The sequence below is a fragment of the Ruegeria sp. BC2 genome, from assembly GCF_056539245.1.
Genome location: NZ_JBQFUQ010000001.1, coordinates 498,276 through 516,788, shown reverse-complemented (window position 1 = coordinate 516,788; position 18,513 = coordinate 498,276). Strand labels below are relative to the sequence as shown.

General features: G+C 62.5%; 15 protein-coding genes. 11 read left to right on the top strand and 4 right to left on the bottom strand.

Annotated features, from left to right (window positions below; all coding sequences use genetic code 11):
• Positions 1-6 precede the first annotated feature (6 nt).
• Positions 7-2,142, bottom strand: a complete 2,136-nt coding sequence (locus ACR0CU_RS02525; protein ID WP_480642394.1) for a malate synthase G — start codon at positions 2,140-2,142, stop codon at positions 7-9.
• A gap of 215 nt (positions 2,143-2,357) precedes the next feature.
• Here ACR0CU_RS02525 and pepN point away from each other — a divergent pair, with 215 nt between their 5' ends.
• The 6 genes from pepN to ACR0CU_RS02495 all read left to right on the top strand — a co-directional run bounded on the left by pepN (position 2,358) and on the right by ACR0CU_RS02495 (position 10,299).
• The gene (gene pepN / locus ACR0CU_RS02520; RefSeq protein ID WP_480642392.1) at positions 2,358-4,910 is read left to right on the top strand and encodes an aminopeptidase N; all 2,553 of its coding nucleotides are present in this window, start codon (positions 2,358-2,360) and stop codon (positions 4,908-4,910) included.
• Entirely contained in the window at positions 4,907-5,350 is a 444-nt protein-coding gene (locus tag ACR0CU_RS02515; protein ID WP_170444957.1) for a hypothetical protein, read from the top strand. The genes pepN and ACR0CU_RS02515 overlap by 4 nt, the downstream gene beginning before the upstream one ends.
• 196 nt (positions 5,351-5,546) lie before the next feature.
• Positions 5,547-6,740, top strand: coding sequence for a hypothetical protein (locus ACR0CU_RS02510; RefSeq protein ID WP_367647498.1), 1,194 nt, complete (start codon positions 5,547-5,549; stop codon positions 6,738-6,740).
• Positions 6,741-6,830: 90 nt separating this feature from the next.
• A complete protein-coding gene (gene gatB, locus ACR0CU_RS02505) occupies positions 6,831-8,342 on the top strand; it encodes an Asp-tRNA(Asn)/Glu-tRNA(Gln) amidotransferase subunit GatB (protein ID WP_170365804.1) in 1,512 nt (503 codons plus the stop codon).
• Positions 8,343-8,491: 149 nt separating this feature from the next.
• A complete protein-coding gene (pepT, locus tag ACR0CU_RS02500; protein ID WP_480642390.1) occupies positions 8,492-9,748 on the top strand; it encodes a peptidase T in 1,257 nt (418 codons plus the stop codon).
• Positions 9,749-9,831: 83 nt separating this feature from the next.
• The gene (locus tag ACR0CU_RS02495; RefSeq protein ID WP_170444948.1) at positions 9,832-10,299 is read left to right on the top strand and encodes a DUF4177 domain-containing protein; all 468 of its coding nucleotides are present in this window, start codon (positions 9,832-9,834) and stop codon (positions 10,297-10,299) included.
• A 12-nt stretch (positions 10,300-10,311) separates the two neighbouring features.
• On the opposite strand, the gene ACR0CU_RS02490 is transcribed toward ACR0CU_RS02495, so the two are convergent.
• Entirely contained in the window at positions 10,312-10,701 is a 390-nt protein-coding gene (locus ACR0CU_RS02490) for a DUF805 domain-containing protein (RefSeq protein WP_170357302.1), read from the bottom strand.
• Between the two features lie 82 nt (positions 10,702-10,783).
• On the bottom strand, positions 10,784-11,038 hold the full coding sequence (locus ACR0CU_RS02485; RefSeq protein ID WP_093964863.1) for a BolA family protein: 255 nt from the start codon (positions 11,036-11,038) through the stop codon (positions 10,784-10,786).
• A 107-nt stretch (positions 11,039-11,145) separates the two neighbouring features.
• Between ACR0CU_RS02485 and ACR0CU_RS02480 the strand changes: the two genes are divergently transcribed.
• Positions 11,146-11,766 carry a J domain-containing protein gene (locus ACR0CU_RS02480; protein ID WP_170340931.1) on the top strand — a complete coding sequence of 207 codons (621 nt, stop codon included), beginning with the start codon at positions 11,146-11,148 and terminating at the stop codon, positions 11,764-11,766.
• Here ACR0CU_RS02480 and ACR0CU_RS02475 read toward each other — a convergent pair.
• On the bottom strand, positions 11,759-12,769 hold the full coding sequence (locus ACR0CU_RS02475) for a Hint domain-containing protein (protein ID WP_170444945.1): 1,011 nt from the start codon (positions 12,767-12,769) through the stop codon (positions 11,759-11,761). The genes ACR0CU_RS02480 and ACR0CU_RS02475 overlap by 8 nt on opposite strands.
• A 438-nt stretch (positions 12,770-13,207) precedes the next feature.
• On the opposite strand from ACR0CU_RS02475, the gene cobS reads away from it, so the two are divergent.
• From cobS to ACR0CU_RS02455, 4 genes are all read left to right on the top strand, one after another.
• Complete coding sequence (gene cobS, locus ACR0CU_RS02470) at positions 13,208-14,194, top strand: cobaltochelatase subunit CobS (protein ID WP_093964859.1); 987 nt, start codon at positions 13,208-13,210, stop codon at positions 14,192-14,194.
• Positions 14,195-14,319: 125 nt separating this feature from the next.
• Positions 14,320-16,197 carry a cobaltochelatase subunit CobT gene (cobT, locus tag ACR0CU_RS02465; protein ID WP_170444942.1) on the top strand — a complete coding sequence of 626 codons (1,878 nt, stop codon included), beginning with the start codon at positions 14,320-14,322 and terminating at the stop codon, positions 16,195-16,197.
• Positions 16,198-16,281: 84 nt separating this feature from the next.
• Positions 16,282-18,072 (top strand): aminopeptidase P family protein, encoded by a 1,791-nt coding sequence (locus tag ACR0CU_RS02460; RefSeq protein WP_480642387.1) that lies wholly within the window; start codon positions 16,282-16,284, stop codon positions 18,070-18,072.
• A 78-nt stretch (positions 18,073-18,150) separates the two neighbouring features.
• Positions 18,151-18,495 (top strand): DUF427 domain-containing protein, encoded by a 345-nt coding sequence (locus ACR0CU_RS02455; protein ID WP_170340927.1) that lies wholly within the window; start codon positions 18,151-18,153, stop codon positions 18,493-18,495.
• Positions 18,496-18,513: the final 18 nt, after the last annotated feature.

Below are 18,513 nucleotides of genomic sequence, written 5' to 3'. Positions count from 1 at the left end.
CCGGTTCTAGCCCTGACGGGCCTTCAGTTCCAGCCGCCGCGCATGCAGGACCGGCTCGGTATAGCCCGAGGGCTGCACCCGCCCCTTGAACACCAGATCACAGGCGGCCTGGAAGGCGATGCCGTCGAACCCCGGCGCCATGGGCCGATAGGCCGGGTCGCTTGCGTTCTGGCGGTCAACCACGGCGGCCATCTTCTTCATCGCCGCCATCACCTGATCGGCGCCGATCACGTCGTGATGCAGCCAGTTGGCCAGCGCCTGGCTTGAAATCCGGCAGGTGGCGCGATCTTCCATTAGACCTACGTCGTTGATGTCGGGCACCTTCGAGCAGCCGACGCCCTGATCGACCCAGCGCACGACATAGCCCAAGATGCCCTGCGCGTTGTTCTCGATCTCGCGGGTGATTTCATCGTCGCTGAGGTTGCGGCCGCCCAGCAGCGGGATGGTCAGCAGATCGTCAAGCGTGCCGCGCGGGCCTCCAGCGGCGATCTCATCCTGACGGGCCAGAACATCCACCTTGTGGTAGTGGGTCGCGTGCAGGGTCGCTGCGGTGGGCGACGGCACCCAGGCGCAGGTCGCACCGGCCATGGGGTGGCCGATCTTGGCCGCAAGCATCTCGCCCATCCGGTCGGGCATGGCCCACATACCCTTGCCGATCTGCGCCCGGCCCTTCAGCCCACAGGCGAGCCCGATATCGACATTGCGATCCTCGTAGGACTGGATCCAGGGCGTATTCTTCATGTCGCCCTTGGGCAGCATCGGCCCGGCCTCCATCGAGGTGTGGATTTCGTCCCCCGTCCGGTCGAGGAACCCGGTATTGATGAAGGCCACGCGCGATTTCGCGGCGCGGATGCACTCCTTGAGGTTTACCGAAGTCCGGCGTTCCTCATCCATGATGCCCAGCTTCACGGTGTTGCGCGGCAGGCCCATAATGTCCTCGACCATGTCGAAGATTTCGACCGAGAACGCCACCTCTTCGGGTCCGTGCATCTTGGGCTTGACCACATAGACCGAGCCGTGGACCGAGTTGCCGCCATCGCGCTGCAGGTCGTGCATCGCGATCAGCGTGGTGCACAGCGCGTCCATCAACCCCTCGCCGATCTCGTTGCCCTCGGCGTCCAGCACGGCGGGGTTGGTCATCAGGTGGCCCACATTGCGCACCAGCATCAGCGACCGGCCCTTCAGGCTGCCGGCCGATCCGTCGGGCCGGGTAAAGGCGATGTCCTCCGCCAGTTTGCGGGTAAATGTCCGGCCGCCCTTCGTGACCTCTTCGGTCAGGTCACCCTTCATCAGGCCCAGCCAGTTGCCGTAGGCCACGACCTTGTCCTCGGCATCGACACAGGCCACCGAGTCTTCGCAGTCCATGATGGTGGACAGGGCCGACTCCAGGCGCACATCGGAAATGCCCGCCGGGTCCGAGGCGCCAATGGTGCTGGACGGGTCGATCATGATCTGGACGTGCAAACCGTTGTTCTGCAGCAGCACGAAGTCCGGGGCCTCGACCGCGCCGCCGAAGCCCACGAATTTCCCGGGATCAACCAGCGCCGGGACCAATGCGCCGCCTTCGACCTTCAGACCGGACACATCGGCCCAGCTGCCTTGGGCCAGCGGCACGGCCTCGTCCAGAAACGCCTTAGCCCACGCGATCACCCGCGCACCGCGGGCCGCGTCATAGCCGCCCTTCTGCGGCAGGTCGCCCATCGCGTCGGTGCCATACAGCGCGTCATACAGGCTGCCCCAGCGGGCGTTGGCCGCGTTCAGGGCAAAACGCGCATTGGTGATCGGCACCACCAGCTGCGGGCCGGGCGTCGCGGCAATCTCGGGGTCGACATTCGCCGTGTCGATCTGGAAATCGGGGCCTTCATCCAGCAGATAACCGATTTCGCGCAGGAACGCCTGATACTCGGTCATGTCGATGGGCTGCCCCTTGCGCGCAAGGTGCCACGCGTCGACACTGCCCTGGATATCCGAACGCTTTTGCAGCAGGTCGCGGTTTTTCGGGCCAAACTCGGACACCATCCGCGAAAGACCAGCCCAGAATGCGTCGGGCTCAACGCCGGTTCCGGGAATCGCGCGTTCCTCGATGAAATCGATCAGAACCTGATCTACGTCCAATCCGCTCCGGATAGCTCTGCCGCTCATGACTCGAATCTCCTGCCCTTCGTGTGCCGTTGTATGCAGTCATCAATTAGGGGCATTGTTTCCGATAGGCAACTTGCCGCTGCATCAATCCGCCTTTCAATTCCGCCTGAAACAGCTTCAAACCGTGCAAGGTAATGCCGCCCCGACCCGCCTGCTTGCAGCGCCACTGCGATCCTCCTAACGTCGCGCGGGAACATACCGACACGAGGCCCCAGATGCGCGACGCCGCCCCCACCACGATCTACCTGTCCGACTATTCGCCCTTAGGTTTTCTGGTCGACAGCGTTCACCTGACCTTCGATCTGGCCCCGCATGCAACGCGCGTGACATCGCGCATCGCGTTCCGGCCCAATCCGCAGGCCACCGACCGCACCTTCTTTTTGCACGGTGAAGAGCTGAAGCTGATCCGCGCCAGCATCGACGGCACCCCGATCACTCCTGACGTCACCGACAAGGGCCTGACCGCCAGCGTCCCCGATGCCCCCTTCGTCTGGGAGGCCGAGGTCGAGATCGACCCCGGCAACAACACCGCGCTGGAAGGGCTCTACATGTCCAACGGCATGTATTGCACCCAGTGCGAGGCCGAGGGGTTCCGCAAGATCACCTTCTATCCCGACCGTCCCGACGTGATGTCCACCTTCACCGTGCGCATCAACGGCGACCTGCCGGTGCTGCTGTCCAACGGCAACCCGACGGGCAAGGGCGAAGGCTGGGCCGAATGGACCGACCCCTGGCCCAAGCCCGCCTATCTGTTCGCTCTGGTCGCCGGAGACCTGGTTGCCCATTCCGACAGCTTCACCACCCGCTCGGGGCGGCATGTCGATCTAAACCTCTGGGTCCGCCCCGCGGACGAGGGTAAATGCGCCTTTGGCATGGAGGCCCTGAAGCGGTCGATGAAATGGGACGAGGATGTCTATGGCCGCGAATACGATCTGGACGTGTTCAACATCGTCGCCGTCGATGATTTCAACATGGGCGCGATGGAGAACAAGGGGCTGAACATCTTCAACTCGTCGGCGGTACTGGCCAGCCCTGAAACCTCGACCGATGCCAATTTCGAACGGATCGAGGCGATCATCGCGCATGAATATTTCCACAACTGGACCGGCAACCGCATCACTTGCCGCGACTGGTTCCAACTGTGCCTGAAAGAGGGGCTGACCGTGTTCCGCGACGCACAGTTCACCTCGGACATGCGCTCGGCCGCGGTCAAGCGCATCCATGACGTGATCGACCTACGCGCGCGCCAGTTCCCCGAGGACAACGGGCCGCTGTCGCACCCCGTGCGCCCCGAAAGCTTTCAAGAGATCAACAACTTCTACACCGCGACCGTCTATGAAAAAGGCGCCGAGGTGATCGGCATGCTGAATACGCTGGTGGGGGACGAGGCCTATTCCAAAGCGCTGGATCTGTATTTCGAACGCCATGACGGGCAGGCCTGCACGATCGAGGACTGGCTGAAAGTGTTCGAGGACACGACCGGCCGCGACCTGACACAGTTCAAGCGGTGGTACAGCCAGTCTGGCACGCCCCGGGTGAAGGTCGAGGAGGATTGGGCCGACGGCACCTATACCCTGACCCTGTCTCAGAGCACCCCAGCCACGCCCGGCCAGCCCGAGAAGCTGCCGCAGGTGATCCCCGTGGCCGTGGGCCTGCTGGGTCCGAATGGCGACGAGGTGCGCGGCACGGAGGTGCTGGAACTGACCGAAGCGCGCCAGAGCTTCACCTTCGAGGGGCTGGCCGCGCGGCCCGTCGCCTCGATCCTGCGGGAGTTCTCGGCGCCGGTGATCCTTGAACACGACCGCCCAAACGCCGAACGCGCGTTTTTGTTGGCCCATGACACTGATCCGTTCAACCGCTGGGAGGCCGGACGGACGCTGGCGCAGGATACCCTGCTGCGCATGATCACCCAGGACGCGGCCCCCGATGCCGAATACCTGGAGGGCCTGCTGGCGGTTCTGCGCGACGCCGATCTGGACCCGGCCTATCGCGCGCTGATGCTGGGCCTGCCGACCCAATCGGAACTGGCCGCCGCGCTGCACGAACAGGGCGAAACGCCCGACCCGATGGCGATCTGGCGCGCGGTCGAGACCCTGCGTCAGGCCACCGCCCAACACATGCAGGACCTGCTGCCCCGCCTGCACTCCGAGGCGCTGGTCGACGGCCCCTATTCGCCCGATGCCGAACAGGCGGGCAAGCGCGCCCTGGGCAGCGCCGCGCTGGCGCTGACCACCCGACTGGACGGCGGGGCGATGGCGGCCGAGGTCTATGCCAAGGCCGACAACATGACCCTGCAGCTCAGCGCCCTGTCCTGCCTGCTGCGTGCCGGCAAAGGTCAGGCGGAACTGGCGGCATTCTACGACCAGTGGCGCCATGACCGGCTGGTGTTGGACAAATGGTTCGGGCTTCAGGCCTCGCTGGCCGCCCCGGACGATGCGCCGCGGATCGCCCGCGCCCTGTCCGAGCATCCGGATTTCAACTGGAAGAACCCCAACCGGTTCCGTGCGCTGATGGGTGGGCTGGCAATGAACCATGCCGGGTTCCACCACGCCAGCGGCGAGGCCTACGCCCTGCTGGCCGACTGGCTGATCCGGTTGGACCCGGTCAACCCGCAGACCACCGCGCGCATGTGCACCGCCTTCCAGACCTGGAAACGCTATGACGCCGACCGTCAGGACCTGATCCGCGCCCAACTGACCCGCATCGCCGAAACCCCGAACCTGTCGCGCGACACGACCGAGATGATCTCGCGCATCCTCGGGGCATGACGGCGCCCGAGGGCTCCGGGTTCCGCTTTACCCGACACAACCGGTCGCCCCGCAGCATCGCCATTCTGGCCGCTGTCTACGCGGGGCTGCTGGCACTTGTTCTGGTTTTCGACGCGGCATGGTGGCTGATCGGGTTGCTGGCTCTGGGCACCCTGCCCGCGTTGTGGGACGTGTTGCGCGACACCGATGCCGGGCTGAACCTGGACCCGGCCAAACTGAGCTGGCATTCGGGCGCGCGGCAGGGCGAGATCGACCTGACCGAGATCGACTTCTTCCGCTTCGACACACGCTGGGACTTCTCGGTGCGTGTGTCGATCATCCTGACCAACGGCAAACGCCTGCGCCTGCCCGACGAAGCTCTGCCGCCGCACAAGCAGCTGGAACAGGCGCTGCAACAGGCTGGGTTTCGGGTTGACCGACACCATTTCACGGTATTCTGAAACGATTCACGGAATCCGCGTCGATTGATCCTGTCTGATCCATTGAAGCAGAAAGTTTAATGTTAGAATCCTTGAACTGGTCACAATTCCGGTTCAGAATTCATCGTTAGTTAACAAGTTTGTACAGTTTCGAGTGTTTTCGATGTTCCGGTCGTTCTGGGCAGGTCTTGCCCGTATCAATCCCATATCAAGTCACGTGGCTCCGGTTTCGGACGCGGGTTCCCGCTGTCTGGAAGATGTCGGGCGTCTCAATATTCCCGTTGCGGAACTGGGTGCGGCTGACCTGATCGGGCGGGACATGATCGAACGCGGGCGCCATCTTGCTCGGCAGGATCGTTGGGCCGAACTGTCAGCCGAGATCCGGGCCGCGGACCAAGCCCGGACAACAGCCCCGGACGGGCTGCCCATCGCCGATCTTCTGGCGTTTGGCGCGCGATCGGATGTTGTCCTGGCCGCCGAACACGCGCTGTCCGACGGCTGTGCGATCGCCGAGTACGACCTGCTAGGCGGTATTTCCGAGCTTGAGGGTGTGAAACAAGATCATCCCGATGATCCGATGATTGCTCTCATCGTCGCCCTGGCCCACATCGATCTGGCATGGGCGTGGCGTGGCACGGCTCTGGACGCGGCGCTGCCGCCGCTGCATCGTTCACGCTGTGCTGCACATTTCGACCGGGCCGCAGCCATCCTGCCCCAATGCCGAATGGCGCTGCCGGACAGCCCTGTGGTCGCCGCCGCCGACTGTGCCCTGCTGGCTGGTCAGCGCACCCAGCGGGCCCGGGTGGCGGATCAGTACGAACGCCTTATTTCGCTGGATCCGCGAAACCATCGACACATGCGCGCGATGGGCAGCCACCTGCTGCCGCGATGGTTCGGCAGCTATGAAGAGCTTGAGGTGCAGGCGCTGCGCAATGCCGCGAACACGCGCGACACGTGGGGTGCCGGCGGATACACGTGGGTTCAGTTCGACGCAATTGCCTTGGATGAACAAGCCTGCGCGCGGCTGGACGTCGAGTATTTTCTGGAAGGTCTGCGCGACATTGTGCAACGGATGCCGGACCAGCAAACGATCAATCTGCTGGCCTCGTATTGCGCGATCACGGTGCAGAATGGGTTCGGTCTGGATGACAAGGCCGATCTGGTCCGGTCCCAAATCCGGGAGGCCGCCCAATGGCTGATCCGCGATCATTTGACCGAACTGCACCCGCTTATCTGGGCCCACGCGGCCAACGGGTTCAACAACTCGGTCCGCGTCAACTCACCCGAGCGGTTCGCGGCACGTGGACAGCGTGACGCCTTGCGCGCCATCGGTGATCTGTTCCGCGAGGAATTGCGCAACGGGACCGACGTGACCTTCACGCCTTCAGGTCTGCAACTGACCAGCCACTGAGAATTGCGTCTCGGCACCCTTTGCCCCTTGCCCCTTGGCCTTGCCGGGCATAATACCCATGCCTGAACTTCTGCGGAAATGAGGCGCGCCATGCTCGACTTGACCTATGAACTGCCCAAACCCAAGACCATCGCCGGTGCCAAACACGACTGGGAACTGGTGATCGGGATGGAGGTGCACGCGCAGGTCTCGTCCAATGCCAAGCTGTTCTCGGGGGCATCGACCAAATTCGGGGCCGAGCCGAACTCGAACGTGTCTTTCGTGGATGCGGCCATGCCGGGCATGCTGCCGGTGATCAACGAATTCTGCGTGGAACAGGCAGTGCGCACGGGTCTTGGCCTGAAAGCGCAGATCAACCTGAAATCGGCCTTTGACCGCAAGAACTATTTCTATCCCGACCTGCCACAGGGCTACCAGATTTCCCAGCTGTATCACCCGATCGTGGGCGAAGGCGAAGTTCTGGTGGAACTGGGCGACGGCACCGCGCGCATGGTGCGCATCGAGCGTATCCACATGGAACAGGACGCAGGCAAATCGATCCACGACATGGATCCGAACATGTCCTTCGTCGACCTGAACCGCACCGGCGTCTGCCTGATGGAGATCGTCAGCCGCCCCGACATCCGCGGCCCGGAAGAGGCCGCCGCCTACATCGCCAAGCTGCGCCAGATCATGCGTTACCTTGGCACCTGCGACGGCAACATGCAGAACGGCAATCTGCGGGCCGACGTGAACGTGTCGATCTGCCGTCCGGGCGACTATGAGAAATACATGGAAACGCAGGACTTTTCGCACTTGGGCACGCGTTGCGAGATCAAGAACATGAACTCGATGCGTTTCATCCAGCAGGCCATCGAGGTCGAGGCGCGTCGCCAGATCGCCATCGTCGAGGCCGGCGGCAAGGTCGAGCAGGAGACCCGCCTGTATGACCCCGACAAGGGCGAGACGCGCTCGATGCGGTCCAAGGAAGAGGCGCACGACTATCGCTATTTCCCGGACCCCGACCTGCTGCCGCTTGAGATCGAGCAGGCTTGGGTCGATGACATCGCCGCCAAGCTGCCCGAGCTGCCGGACGAGAAAAAGGCCCGTTTCATCAACGATTTTGGCCTGACTGACTATGACGCCTCGGTGCTGACCGCCGAGGTTGAATCGGCCGTGTACTTCGAAGAGGTCGCCAAGGGTCGCAACGGCAAGCTGGCCGCGAACTGGGTCATCAACGAGCTGTTCGGCCGCCTGAAGAAAGACGACCGCGACATCACCGACTCGCCGGTTTCGCCCGCGCAGCTGGGTGAGATCATCGACCTGATCGCCTCGGACGCCATCTCGGGCAAGATCGCCAAGGACCTGTTCGAGATCGTCTATACCGAAGGCGGCGACCCGGCGCAGATCGTCGAAGAGCGCGGCATGAAGCAGGTGACCGACACCGGTGCCATCGAGGCCGCGCTAGACGAAATCATCGCTGCCAACCCGGCCCAGGTCGAGAAGGCCAAGGTGAACCCGAAACTGGCCGGCTGGTTCGTCGGACAGGTGATGAAGGCCACCGGCGGCAAGGCCAACCCCAAGGCGGTCAACCAGTTGGTTGCGCAGAAGCTGGGCCAATAAGGTCTTTCGGTTTGTACAGGCCGGGCAACTGGGTTTGCCCGGCCTGCACAAAGCTTTACCCGGAGCTCTTGACGCTTTCCGGGCCCGGGGCAGCGCTTGACTCGGGCCGCGGGTTGCGGCCTTTGTCTTGGCCAGAGAGGTGAGGTGCCATGCAGAACAGATTTGACCAGGAGCTAGAGGACCGGCTGGTCCGCTATGCGTCCATCGACAGCCAGAGCGACGAAAACTCGCGCACCACCCCCAGCACGGAAATCCAGTACGACATGCTGAACCTGCTGCGGCAGGAGCTGACCGAAATGGGCGCGCAGGATGTGACCATGACGGACTATGGCGTCGTTCTGGCCACCATTCCGGGCACCGCGCCGGGGCCGACTATCGGCTTTCTGGCCCATGTGGACACTGCACCGCAGTTCAACGCGACCGGGGTCAAACCGCGAGTCATCAAAGGCTACAATGGCGGCGACATTACCTTTCCCGACGATCCGTCACTGGTGCTGTCCCCGGCCGAGCATCCCTATCTGGCCAGCAAGGTCGGTGACGACCTGATCACCGCCTCGGGCGCCACGCTGCTGGGCGGCGACGACAAGGCGGGCGTGTCGATCATCGTGACGATGGCCCGGCACCTGCTGGCCGATCGGACGATCGCGCATGGACCGATCCGCATCGCCTTTACCCCCGACGAGGAAATCGGCCGGGGCGTAACCGAAGTGCTTCCCAAGGATCTGGGCGCCGACTTCGCCTATACGCTGGATGGTCAGCAACTGGGCGAGATCGAGTACGAGAGCTTCTCGGCTGACCGGGCGGTGATCCGGATCGAGGGCGTTTCGATTCACCCGGGCCTGGCCAAGGACAAGATGGTGAACGCGACCCACCTGGCCGCCAAGATCGTGCAGACGCTGCCGCAGGCCACCATGACCCCCGAAGTCACCGACGGGCGCGGAGGGTTCATCCACGTGACCGATATGAACGGCGGCTCGTCCGAGATGGAGATCAAGCTGATCCTGCGCGATTTCGAGATGGACGGGCTGGAAGCCAAGGGCGAACTGGTGCGCAAGGTCTGTGATGCAGTACAGGCCAGCGAACCGCGCGCCAAGATCAGCGTCGAGATCAGCCACCAGTACCGCAACATGCGCTATTGGCTGGAAAAGGACATGACACCGGTAGATCTGGCGCGCGAAGCCTGCCGCGACATGGGGATCGAGCCGGTCTCGGTTCCGATCCGCGGCGGCACCGACGGGTCGCGCCTGACCGAGTTTGGCACCCCCTGCCCCAACATCTTTACCGGGATGCAATGCATCCACGGGCCGCTGGAGTGGATCTCGGTCCAGGACATGGCGGTGGCGACCGAGCTTTGCCTGAAGATCGCTTCGAAGGCGACGCAGGGGGAAAGCCACAGTCGAGGCTGAAATTCGCCGGGGCGCGAAGTTTTCTGTTCCCCGTCCCTGACGGAACGATACATTGCCCGCCAACACCAGTTCAGGAACCATTGATGCAGCGTTACGAATACAAGGTCGTCCCGGCCCCCAAGAAAGGCACCAAAGCCAAGGGGGTCAAAACACCCGAGGGCCGGTTTGCCGTCACCATCGAGCAATTGCTGAACGAGTTGGGTGCGAAAGGCTGGGAGTACCAGCGCGCAGAGCTGCTGCCCAGCGAGGAGCGGGTCGGCCTGACCGGGTCCGCCGAAAACTGGCGCAATGTTCTGGTGTTTCGCCGTGCGGTCGAAACCGAAGTCGCCAACGACGACGTCGCCGCACTCCTGACCCCGCCAGAAGCGGATGACACTCCTCTGGCACGGCCGGTTCCTGGCCCGGACGATGCGGCTGCGGCGGGTCAAGTCGAGGCTCCGGCCCGCATCGCGCAGGATCATGACGACCCGCCGCTGACGCTGAAGCCGGGCAAGTCAGAAGATGCCCCCAAAGCGGATGCCGAGGAAGAGAAAGAAAAGCCCGACAGCTAGGCGAAGGCCCCGTCAGGCCGGCGCGGCACCATAGGCGTTTTCGGCCGGCTCGCTGGGTTGAATGTAGAAATACAGAAGGATCAGCGTACCGATCAGCGGAATCAGACCGATCAGGATCCACCAACCGGACCGCCCGGTGTCATGCAGACGCCGCACGCCCACAGCGATGTTCGGCACGATCACGCCCAGCGCCACAAGAAATGACAACGGCTGACCAGCTTCGGGCGCGAATGCGCTGAACCCCAGCAAAGGGGCCACCAACGCCCCGTCGATCAGACGAGTGACAATCAGCACCAGAAAGATCGCCAACACCCACCACCAGAACTCGGAGCGCGGCGCGCGCCCCTGAAAGGTTGCGTATTTTGACAGCACCGTACGAACGGCGTGGCTCATCTGTTCCATAGTTTCCTCCGCGCAAATCACGGGAAACATAGCAGATTATTGGAAAAAACCGACAATAATCGAAAAAGTCGGGCTGAAGGCTTCAGTCACCGATGTCCAAAGCCAGGGCGTGGATGCGCGGAACGATGTCGCCCAGGGCCTTGTGAACGGCCCGGTGGCGCGCAACGCGGGACTGCCCCTGAAACGCGGCAGCGCGAATGCGGACGTTGAAGTGGCTTTCGCCGCCTTCCTGAAACCCAGCGTGGCCGCGATGGCGTTCACTGTCATCCACGACTTCCAGCTCACGCGGGTTGAACTCGGCCTGAAGTCGCTGGCGGATTTCGTCGGTCACGGTCATTTTTACGCTCAGCGGCAATTATTTTGCCGCGCCCCTCTTCTACTTTCGATCACTTAGATTAAACTGCTGCCTCCGAGTCGAAAAGACGCGTTCATGAGGATGAGCATATGGTGAAACCAGATCCCTTCGGATTCGACATGTCGGTGTCCAGCGCCAAGAAGAAAAACCCGCGCGGGCGTCGGGGCATGTCGGGCGCGTCCGAGACCTCGACCCGGGTCTGTGACCACGAAGGATGCCAGGAAGCCGGCAAGTTCCGCGCGCCCAAGGCACCGGATGTGCTGGACGACTTTTTCTGGTTCTGCCAGCAGCACGTGCGCGAATATAACCAGAAGTGGAATTTCTTCGACGGCACCACCGAGGCCGAACTGAACGCCCAACGGTCGAAAGACAAAGTGTGGGAGCGCGAAACCAAGCCGATGGGCGATCCCGAGGCGCGGGCTTGGGCCCGGCTTGGCATCGAAGATCCGCATCAGGTTCTGGGCGAAAACGCGACCAAGAACCCCGGTCGGGCCGCAACAGGCCGTCGTCTGCCGCCTACTGAGCGTCGTGCGATCGAAATCCTCGAAGCCAAGGACACCTGGACCAAGGCCGAGGTTCGCAAAGCCTACAAAAAGCTGATCAAGGTGCTGCACCCGGACATGAACGGCGGCGACCGCAGCCAGGAAGAACAGCTGCAGGAAGTCGTCTGGGCCTGGGATCAAATCAAGGACAGCAGAAACTTCAAATAAGTTCGGCCGCCGCGGCGGACCGGTCCGTTGCTTGGGCGTATTCGGACAGGAAGACCTGCGCCTCGAACCGTTTGAGCGCCCTGCGCGCGAGGTTTGGGAACCCATCGACCAGCGCGTTCAACCGGTCCCCGAAAATGTCGGCCAGTTCCTGCAACCCGTCCGAGCTGAGCGTTGTCAGCGCCTCTTCTCCCAGAAACAGGCTTTCGGCGGGCGCACCTTCTGCGAACAGAATTTCGTGATGGTCCAGCAGGACATGCACATAGGTCACGCCATCACGCGGACGGACCCAGCGAATTCCGGGCAGGCCGACCAGATGGCAGGCCGCAACCAAGGCCTCGGACTCGCCGAACAACAATTCTACCAGCGGGCCGTCCAGCAACATGCGGTGCTGTGGAGATACCCGCAGCGGTCTGGATGGTCGGTTCGGCCCAAGCGCGCCCGGCGCAATTTCGATCGGGCAGAGATGCGGGCTTTGGTCCAGCTGATCCGTTGAAATACGCGCGGATTCCGCCCATCGAACCGGCTGCGCCCCGCGATCCATCGTAAGAACCAGATCTCCGGGTTCCAGTTGATCCACCGGCACTGGCCCGGTTGGGGTTTCAATCAGAGTACCCAAGGCAAAGCAGACGACCTCGATCTCGATGGTGATGGTCTGAAACGCCTCGCCACCGACCAGTTCCCCACCCGGGTTGAACGCGGTGCCGACACCGCGCACGACAAAAGTGTCGGTATACGTGCCGGGATCGAGGCTGTCGTAGTAGGCGGGGTCCACCTCATAGGTCCATTGCCCGCTGACCAGCGTGATTGATGCCGTACCGAACTGCGGCGGCGTCGAAATCTCCCAGAAAGTGGCAAATGGCGTCCACCCAGGGTTCGGGACACCAATTGTTCCGTCCAGCTCGCCCGTCGCCGGCAAAGGGGGCTCACCCGTCACCGTGCCTGATGTGTCCCCTGATATGGTCAGAAGGACCGCGTCAAACGGATCAATTGGGGTCGAAACCATGCAAACACCCGCCGGGTTGCGCCCTAGTACACCGCCACACCGGCGGCGATTTGCATGACAGCGCGCGTCCCGCTCAAACCAAGAACTGAAGGTATTATATTGTTTGAATTTATTTTGCCTAGTGTCGGCCCGATTGGGCGGTTTTGAGTGTTGCCCGGCGCCGAAATCCCGACCAATCCGGATTGCCAGCGAGTGTTTATTTCTTACGTCCGACCCCAACTACGCCGGTGCACACTTGGATGATCTGGGAACCGCATGGTGCGGACTTCCGGTTATCCCGCCCATCCGCGGCCGACCGCCCGTGCATAGAGCCAGTTTCAAAGAAACACCGGACTACGCGACGGCGCGAACGGCTTTCCCTTGCCCTTGTCTGCAATATGTTGCACCACACACTGGTTCAAACCCGGCAAAACGGGCCAAAGGATAAGGACAAGGCGCATGGCTGACGGATCGACCGATATCAACGCAAAACCCACCGAAGAGATCTCGGTCCGTGACGTGTTCGGGATCGACAGCAATATGTCCGTCAAAGGGTTCGCCGAAAGCAGCGACCGCGTGCCGGCAATCGACCCTACTTACAAATTTGATCCCGAAACCACGCTGGCAATTCTGGCCGGGTTCACCCACAACCGCCGGGTGATGATCCAAGGCTATCACGGCACCGGCAAATCGACCCATATCGAGCAAGTCGCTGCGCGACTGAACTGGCCTGCCGTGCGCGTCAATCTGGACAGCCACATCAGCCGGATCGACCTGATCGGCAAGGATGCGATCAAGCTGCGCGATGGCAAACAGGTGACCGAGTTCCACGAGGGCATCCTGCCCTGGGCGCTGCGCAACCCGGTGGCCATCGTGTTCGACGAATACGACGCCGGCCGCGCCGACGTGATGTTCGTGATCCAGCGGGTTCTGGAGCATGACGGCAAGCTGACCTTGCTGGACCAGAACGAGATCATCACGCCGAACCCCTATTTCCGCCTGTTCGCCACCGCCAACACCGTGGGCCTTGGTGACACCACCGGCCTGTATCATGGCGTTCAGCAGATCAACCAGGCCCAGATGGACCGCTGGTCGCTGGTGGCGACGCTGAACTACCTCAGCCACGACGCCGAGGTGATGATCGTTCTGTCAAAGGCACCGCACTACAACACCGAAAAGGGCCGCAAGACCGTCAGCCAGATGGTCACCGTTGCCGACCTGACCCGGACGGCGTTCATGAACGGCGATCTGTCGACCGTGATGAGCCCGCGTACCGTTATCAACTGGGCGCAGAACGCCGAGATCTTCCGCGACGTGGGCTACGCCTTCCGCCTGTCTTTCCTGAACAAATGCGACGAGTTGGAACGGCAGACCGTTGCCGAGTTCTATCAGCGTTGTTTTGACGAAGAACTGCCGGAAAGCGCGGCCAGCGTGAGCCTGGGTTGATGGCATCGATTGCGCCCAGATCGGGCGCAACGCCCCCGGCGGGGACATCGGGGGCCAGATGAAGACGGGGTCCGGCCACTTTAACCGGGCGTCGGGCCTAAGGGCGTGAGTGAGGGCTGATAGATATGGCGCAGAAGAACGACAACCCTGCTGATCCGTTCAAGAAGGCTCTGGCCGAGGCGACCAAGGTCATGGCCGATGATCCCGAGTTGTCGGTAAGCTATTCCGTCGACCCGTCGGGCCTGTCCGGAGACTCGATGCGCCTGCCGCAGGTGTCACGCCGAATGACACGCGAAGAGGTTCTTTTGGCGCGGGGCACCGCAGATGCCCTGGCGCTGAACCGTCGCTACCATGACGATGCGACGCATGCACGATATGCGCCTCCGGGAGATATGGCGCGCGACCTCTATGAAGCGATGGAAACCGCCCGGTGCGAAGCGATGGGCGCCCGGGACATGCCCGGCACGGCTTCGAACATTGACGTCAAGATCGGCCACGAGGCGTTGCGGCGCGGATATGACCAATGCAAGCAACCCTCGGAGGCACCGCTTGCGGTGGCGGCGGGTTATCTGATCCGTCATCTGGCGACCGGGCGTGATCTGCCCGCTGCAGCCGAGAACGTCATGAACCTGTGGCGCGGATTCATCGAGGAACAGGCCGGCGGGGTGTTGGAGAATCTCGACGAGGTGCTCTCGGATCAGGCCGAATTCGCCAAATTCGCCCGCCAGATGATCAAGGATCTGGGCTATGGTGACCAGTTGGGTGACGACCCGGACGAACTGGACGAAGATCAGGAAGATCAGGCCGAGGAAGACGCCGAAGAACAGCCCGATCCGGACAGCACCGGCCAGGACGACCAAGACGAACAGAACGCCGACGCGACGCCCGAGCAAACTCAGGAAGAGCAACAGGATCAGTCTCAGGCGCAGGTCTCGATGGACGAGATGGCCGAGGACGAGATGGGTGAAGAAGCCGAGATGCCCGAGGGCGAAGCGCCTTTGGAGCCGCCTGCCCCTCCGCCCGCCTCCGAGGCCGATCCGGACTACATGGTCTACCTGAACACACATGACGAAGAGATTGCGGCCGAGGACCTTGCCGAACCCGCCGAACTGGAACGGCTGCGCGCCTATCTGGATCAGCAGCTCGAGCCGCTGAAGGGCGCTGTAAGCCGCTTGGCCAACAAGCTGCAGCGCCGCCTTCAGGCACAGCAGAACCGCAGCTGGGAGTTTGACCGCGAAGAGGGCATTCTGGATGCCGGTCGGCTGGCGCGGGTGGTAGCCAACCCCACGACACCGCTCAGCTTCAAGGTCGAGAAGGATACCGAGTTCCGCGACACCGTGGTGACGCTGTTGCTGGACAATTCTGGCTCGATGCGTGGACGGCCGATTTCCATTGCAGCGATCTGCGCCGATGTTTTGGCCCGCACGCTGGAACGGTGCAACGTGAAGGTCGAGATCTTGGGCTTCACGACGCGGGCATGGAAGGGTGGACAAGCGCGTGAGGCGTGGCTCAACGACGGCAGACCGCAGCAACCCGGCCGCCTGAATGACCTGCGCCACATCGTCTACAAGGGCGCCGACGCGCCTTGGCGCCGCGCACGGCCCAACCTTGGCCTGATGATGAAAGAAGGCCTGCTGAAGGAAAACATTGACGGCGAGGCGCTGGAATGGGCGCACCGCCGGATGCTGGCGCGTCGTGAACAGCGCAAAATCCTGATGGTGATCTCGGATGGCGCTCCGGTCGATGATTCAACGCTCAGCGTGAACCCCGCCAACTACCTTGAGAAACATCTGCGCGACGTCATCGCCATGGTCGAAAAGCGCAAGATGGTCGAGTTGCTGGCCATCGGCATCGGCCACGACGTCACCCGCTATTATGATCGCGCGGTCACGATCACCGATGTCGAACAGCTGGCAGGAGCGATGACCGAGCAATTGGCCGCGCTGTTCGACAGCGACCCGCGCGCGCGGGCCCGCGTGATGGGCATGAAAAAGGCCGGCTGAGGCCGGTCTTGCCTCTAGCGGGAGCATTTCAAAGATAGGTGAAGGCAGGCGAACAAGACCTGTAGCGAGCCGAAGGAGAAGCAGATGTTCCAGTCTTTCGAAGTCACGGCGCGGCCCGAACAGGGGCCGCCACGTTTGGCGGCGTTGCGCAAAGAATTGGAGCGCGAAGGACTGGATGGCTTCATCGTCCCGCGTGCCGACGCGCATCAGGGCGAATATGTGGCCGCCCGCGACGGGCGGCTGGCATGGCTGACCGGATTCACTGGTTCTGCCGGGTTCTGCGCAGCGCTGCGAAACGTGGCCGGCGTATTTGTGGACGGACGGTATCGCACTCAGGTCAAGGCGCAGGTGGCGTCCGATTTCACGCCGGTACCGTGGCCCGACGTAAGCCTTTCGGCGTGGTTAAAGCAGCAGCTGCCCGATGGAGGGAAGGTGGCGTTCGATCCGTGGCTGCATTCCGCCGGACAGATCACCGCAACCCGGGCCGAGCTGCAGAATAGCGGGATCGAATTGGTTCCTTCAGACAATCTTGTGGACCGCATCTGGTCCGACCAGCCACCACCGCCGATGAACCCGGTCAAGGTGCACCCGCTGGAATTTGCAGGCGAAAGCGCCGAAAGCAAGGTCTCGCGGCTGGCTTCGGCGCTGGCTCAGAACGGGAGGTCGGCTGCCGTCATCACGTTGCCGGACTCGATCATGTGGCTGCTGAACATCCGCGGGTCAGACATTCCGTATAACCCGGTTGCGCATGGATTTGCGATTTTGCAGGCCGACGGGCACGTGGACCTGTTCATGGCCGCTAAAAAGCTGAAGGGGATGGACGAGCATCTCGGGCCGCGGGTTTCGATCCACGAACCCGACGCGTTCCTGAACGCTGTTGCGGCGCTTGAGGGCGCGGTGCAAGTGGACATGGGAACTCTGCCGCAAGCCGTTGCCGATGTGCTTGGCGACCGGGCTGTGGACGGTGGCGATCCCTGCGCCCGGCCGAAGGCCTGCAAGAACGAAGCCGAAATTGCCGGCAGCGCCGCCGCGCATCTTCGTGACGCCGCCGCCGTCATCGAAACTCTGTGCTGGCTGGATGCCCAACCCCCCGGCAGCGTGACCGAAACGCGGGTGGTCACACGGCTGGAGGAGAACCGGCGGCGCGACAATGCGTTGCAGGATATCTCGTTCGACACCATTGCGGGCACCGGGCCAAACGGCGCCATCATGCACTATAGAGTGACCGAGGAAACCGACAGCCGGCTTGAGGACGGTCATATTCTGGTTCTGGACAGCGGCGGGCAGTATCTGGATGGCACCACGGACATCACCCGGACGATCCCCATCGGCACGGTGGGAGACGAGGAAAAAACCTGCTTTACCCGGGTTCTGAGGGGAATGATCGCGATGTCGCAACTGCGCTGGCCCGTTGGTCTGGCCGGTCGAGACATCGAGTGCATCGCCCGGGCACCTTTGTGGGCCGCGGGCCAGGATTTCAATCACGGCGTCGGCCACGGTGTCGGCGCATACCTGAGCGTTCACGAAGGGCCACAGCGCCTGGCGCGGGTCAGCCACGTTCCGCTCGAGCCCGGGATGATCCTGTCGAACGAACCGGGTTACTACCGCGAAGGTGCCTTCGGCATTCGGATTGAGAACCTGCTGGTTGTTGAGGAGGCCCCCGCCCTACCCGGCGCAGACCCCGAGCGCGCGATGCTGTGCTGGCGGACACTGACATATGTCCCCATCGATCGACGCCTGATCGTCGTCGACATGCTGACCACTGCCGAGCGTGATTGGTTGAACGCGTATCACCGGGACGTGGCGGAAAAAGTCCGGCCAAGACTGTCACATGCCGCGCAACTGTGGTTGGATGCCGCAACCGCGCCCTTGTGACACCCGTTTGTCACATATTATGGGCATAGGCGAAGGCCTGACCACAACGAGGCCGCGACGACGAGGGAAGGAGCAGACATGACAGACTACATCAAGATCCGCAAAGCACCTGGCAAGTGGTGCGTCAGGTCCGGTGGCGCGATTCTGGGCGAAACGACCAACGCCCTGGAACTGTTGGAAGGCGATCTGGCTCCCGTCATCTACTTTCCACGCGCAGACATCGCGATGGCCTTTCTGGACAAGACCGACAAGTTGACCCATTGCCCGCACAAAGGCGATGCTACGCACTACTCGATCGTCAACAAGTCGAGCGTGACGCAGAATGCGGTCTGGAGCTATGAAGATCCAATTCCCGCCGTTGCCGAAATCAAAGGCTACCTTGCTTTCTACCCGCTGGAATCGGTGAAGGTCGAACAGATTTGAGGGCTGGACAAACCTGGC

What these genes read in the sequence shown, in the direction of transcription:
- ACR0CU_RS02525 (WP_480642394.1), bottom strand. Translation starts at nt 2,142, where the DNA reads ATGAGCGGCAGAGCTATCCGGAGCGGATTGGACGTAGATCAGGTTCTG.
- pepN (WP_480642392.1), top strand. Translation starts at nt 2,358, where the DNA reads ATGCGCGACGCCGCCCCCACCACGATCTACCTGTCCGACTATTCGCCC.
- ACR0CU_RS02515 (WP_170444957.1), top strand. Translation starts at nt 4,907, where the DNA reads ATGACGGCGCCCGAGGGCTCCGGGTTCCGCTTTACCCGACACAACCGG.
- gatB (WP_170365804.1), top strand. Translation starts at nt 6,831, where the DNA reads ATGCTCGACTTGACCTATGAACTGCCCAAACCCAAGACCATCGCCGGT.
- pepT (WP_480642390.1), top strand. Translation starts at nt 8,492, where the DNA reads ATGCAGAACAGATTTGACCAGGAGCTAGAGGACCGGCTGGTCCGCTAT.
- ACR0CU_RS02495 (WP_170444948.1), top strand. Translation starts at nt 9,832, where the DNA reads ATGCAGCGTTACGAATACAAGGTCGTCCCGGCCCCCAAGAAAGGCACC.
- ACR0CU_RS02490 (WP_170357302.1), bottom strand. Translation starts at nt 10,701, where the DNA reads ATGGAACAGATGAGCCACGCCGTTCGTACGGTGCTGTCAAAATACGCA.
- ACR0CU_RS02485 (WP_093964863.1), bottom strand. Translation starts at nt 11,038, where the DNA reads ATGACCGTGACCGACGAAATCCGCCAGCGACTTCAGGCCGAGTTCAAC.
- ACR0CU_RS02480 (WP_170340931.1), top strand. Translation starts at nt 11,146, where the DNA reads ATGGTGAAACCAGATCCCTTCGGATTCGACATGTCGGTGTCCAGCGCC.
- ACR0CU_RS02475 (WP_170444945.1), bottom strand. Translation starts at nt 12,769, where the DNA reads ATGGTTTCGACCCCAATTGATCCGTTTGACGCGGTCCTTCTGACCATA.
- cobS (WP_093964859.1), top strand. Translation starts at nt 13,208, where the DNA reads ATGGCTGACGGATCGACCGATATCAACGCAAAACCCACCGAAGAGATC.
- cobT (WP_170444942.1), top strand. Translation starts at nt 14,320, where the DNA reads ATGGCGCAGAAGAACGACAACCCTGCTGATCCGTTCAAGAAGGCTCTG.
- ACR0CU_RS02460 (WP_480642387.1), top strand. Translation starts at nt 16,282, where the DNA reads ATGTTCCAGTCTTTCGAAGTCACGGCGCGGCCCGAACAGGGGCCGCCA.
- ACR0CU_RS02455 (WP_170340927.1), top strand. Translation starts at nt 18,151, where the DNA reads ATGACAGACTACATCAAGATCCGCAAAGCACCTGGCAAGTGGTGCGTC.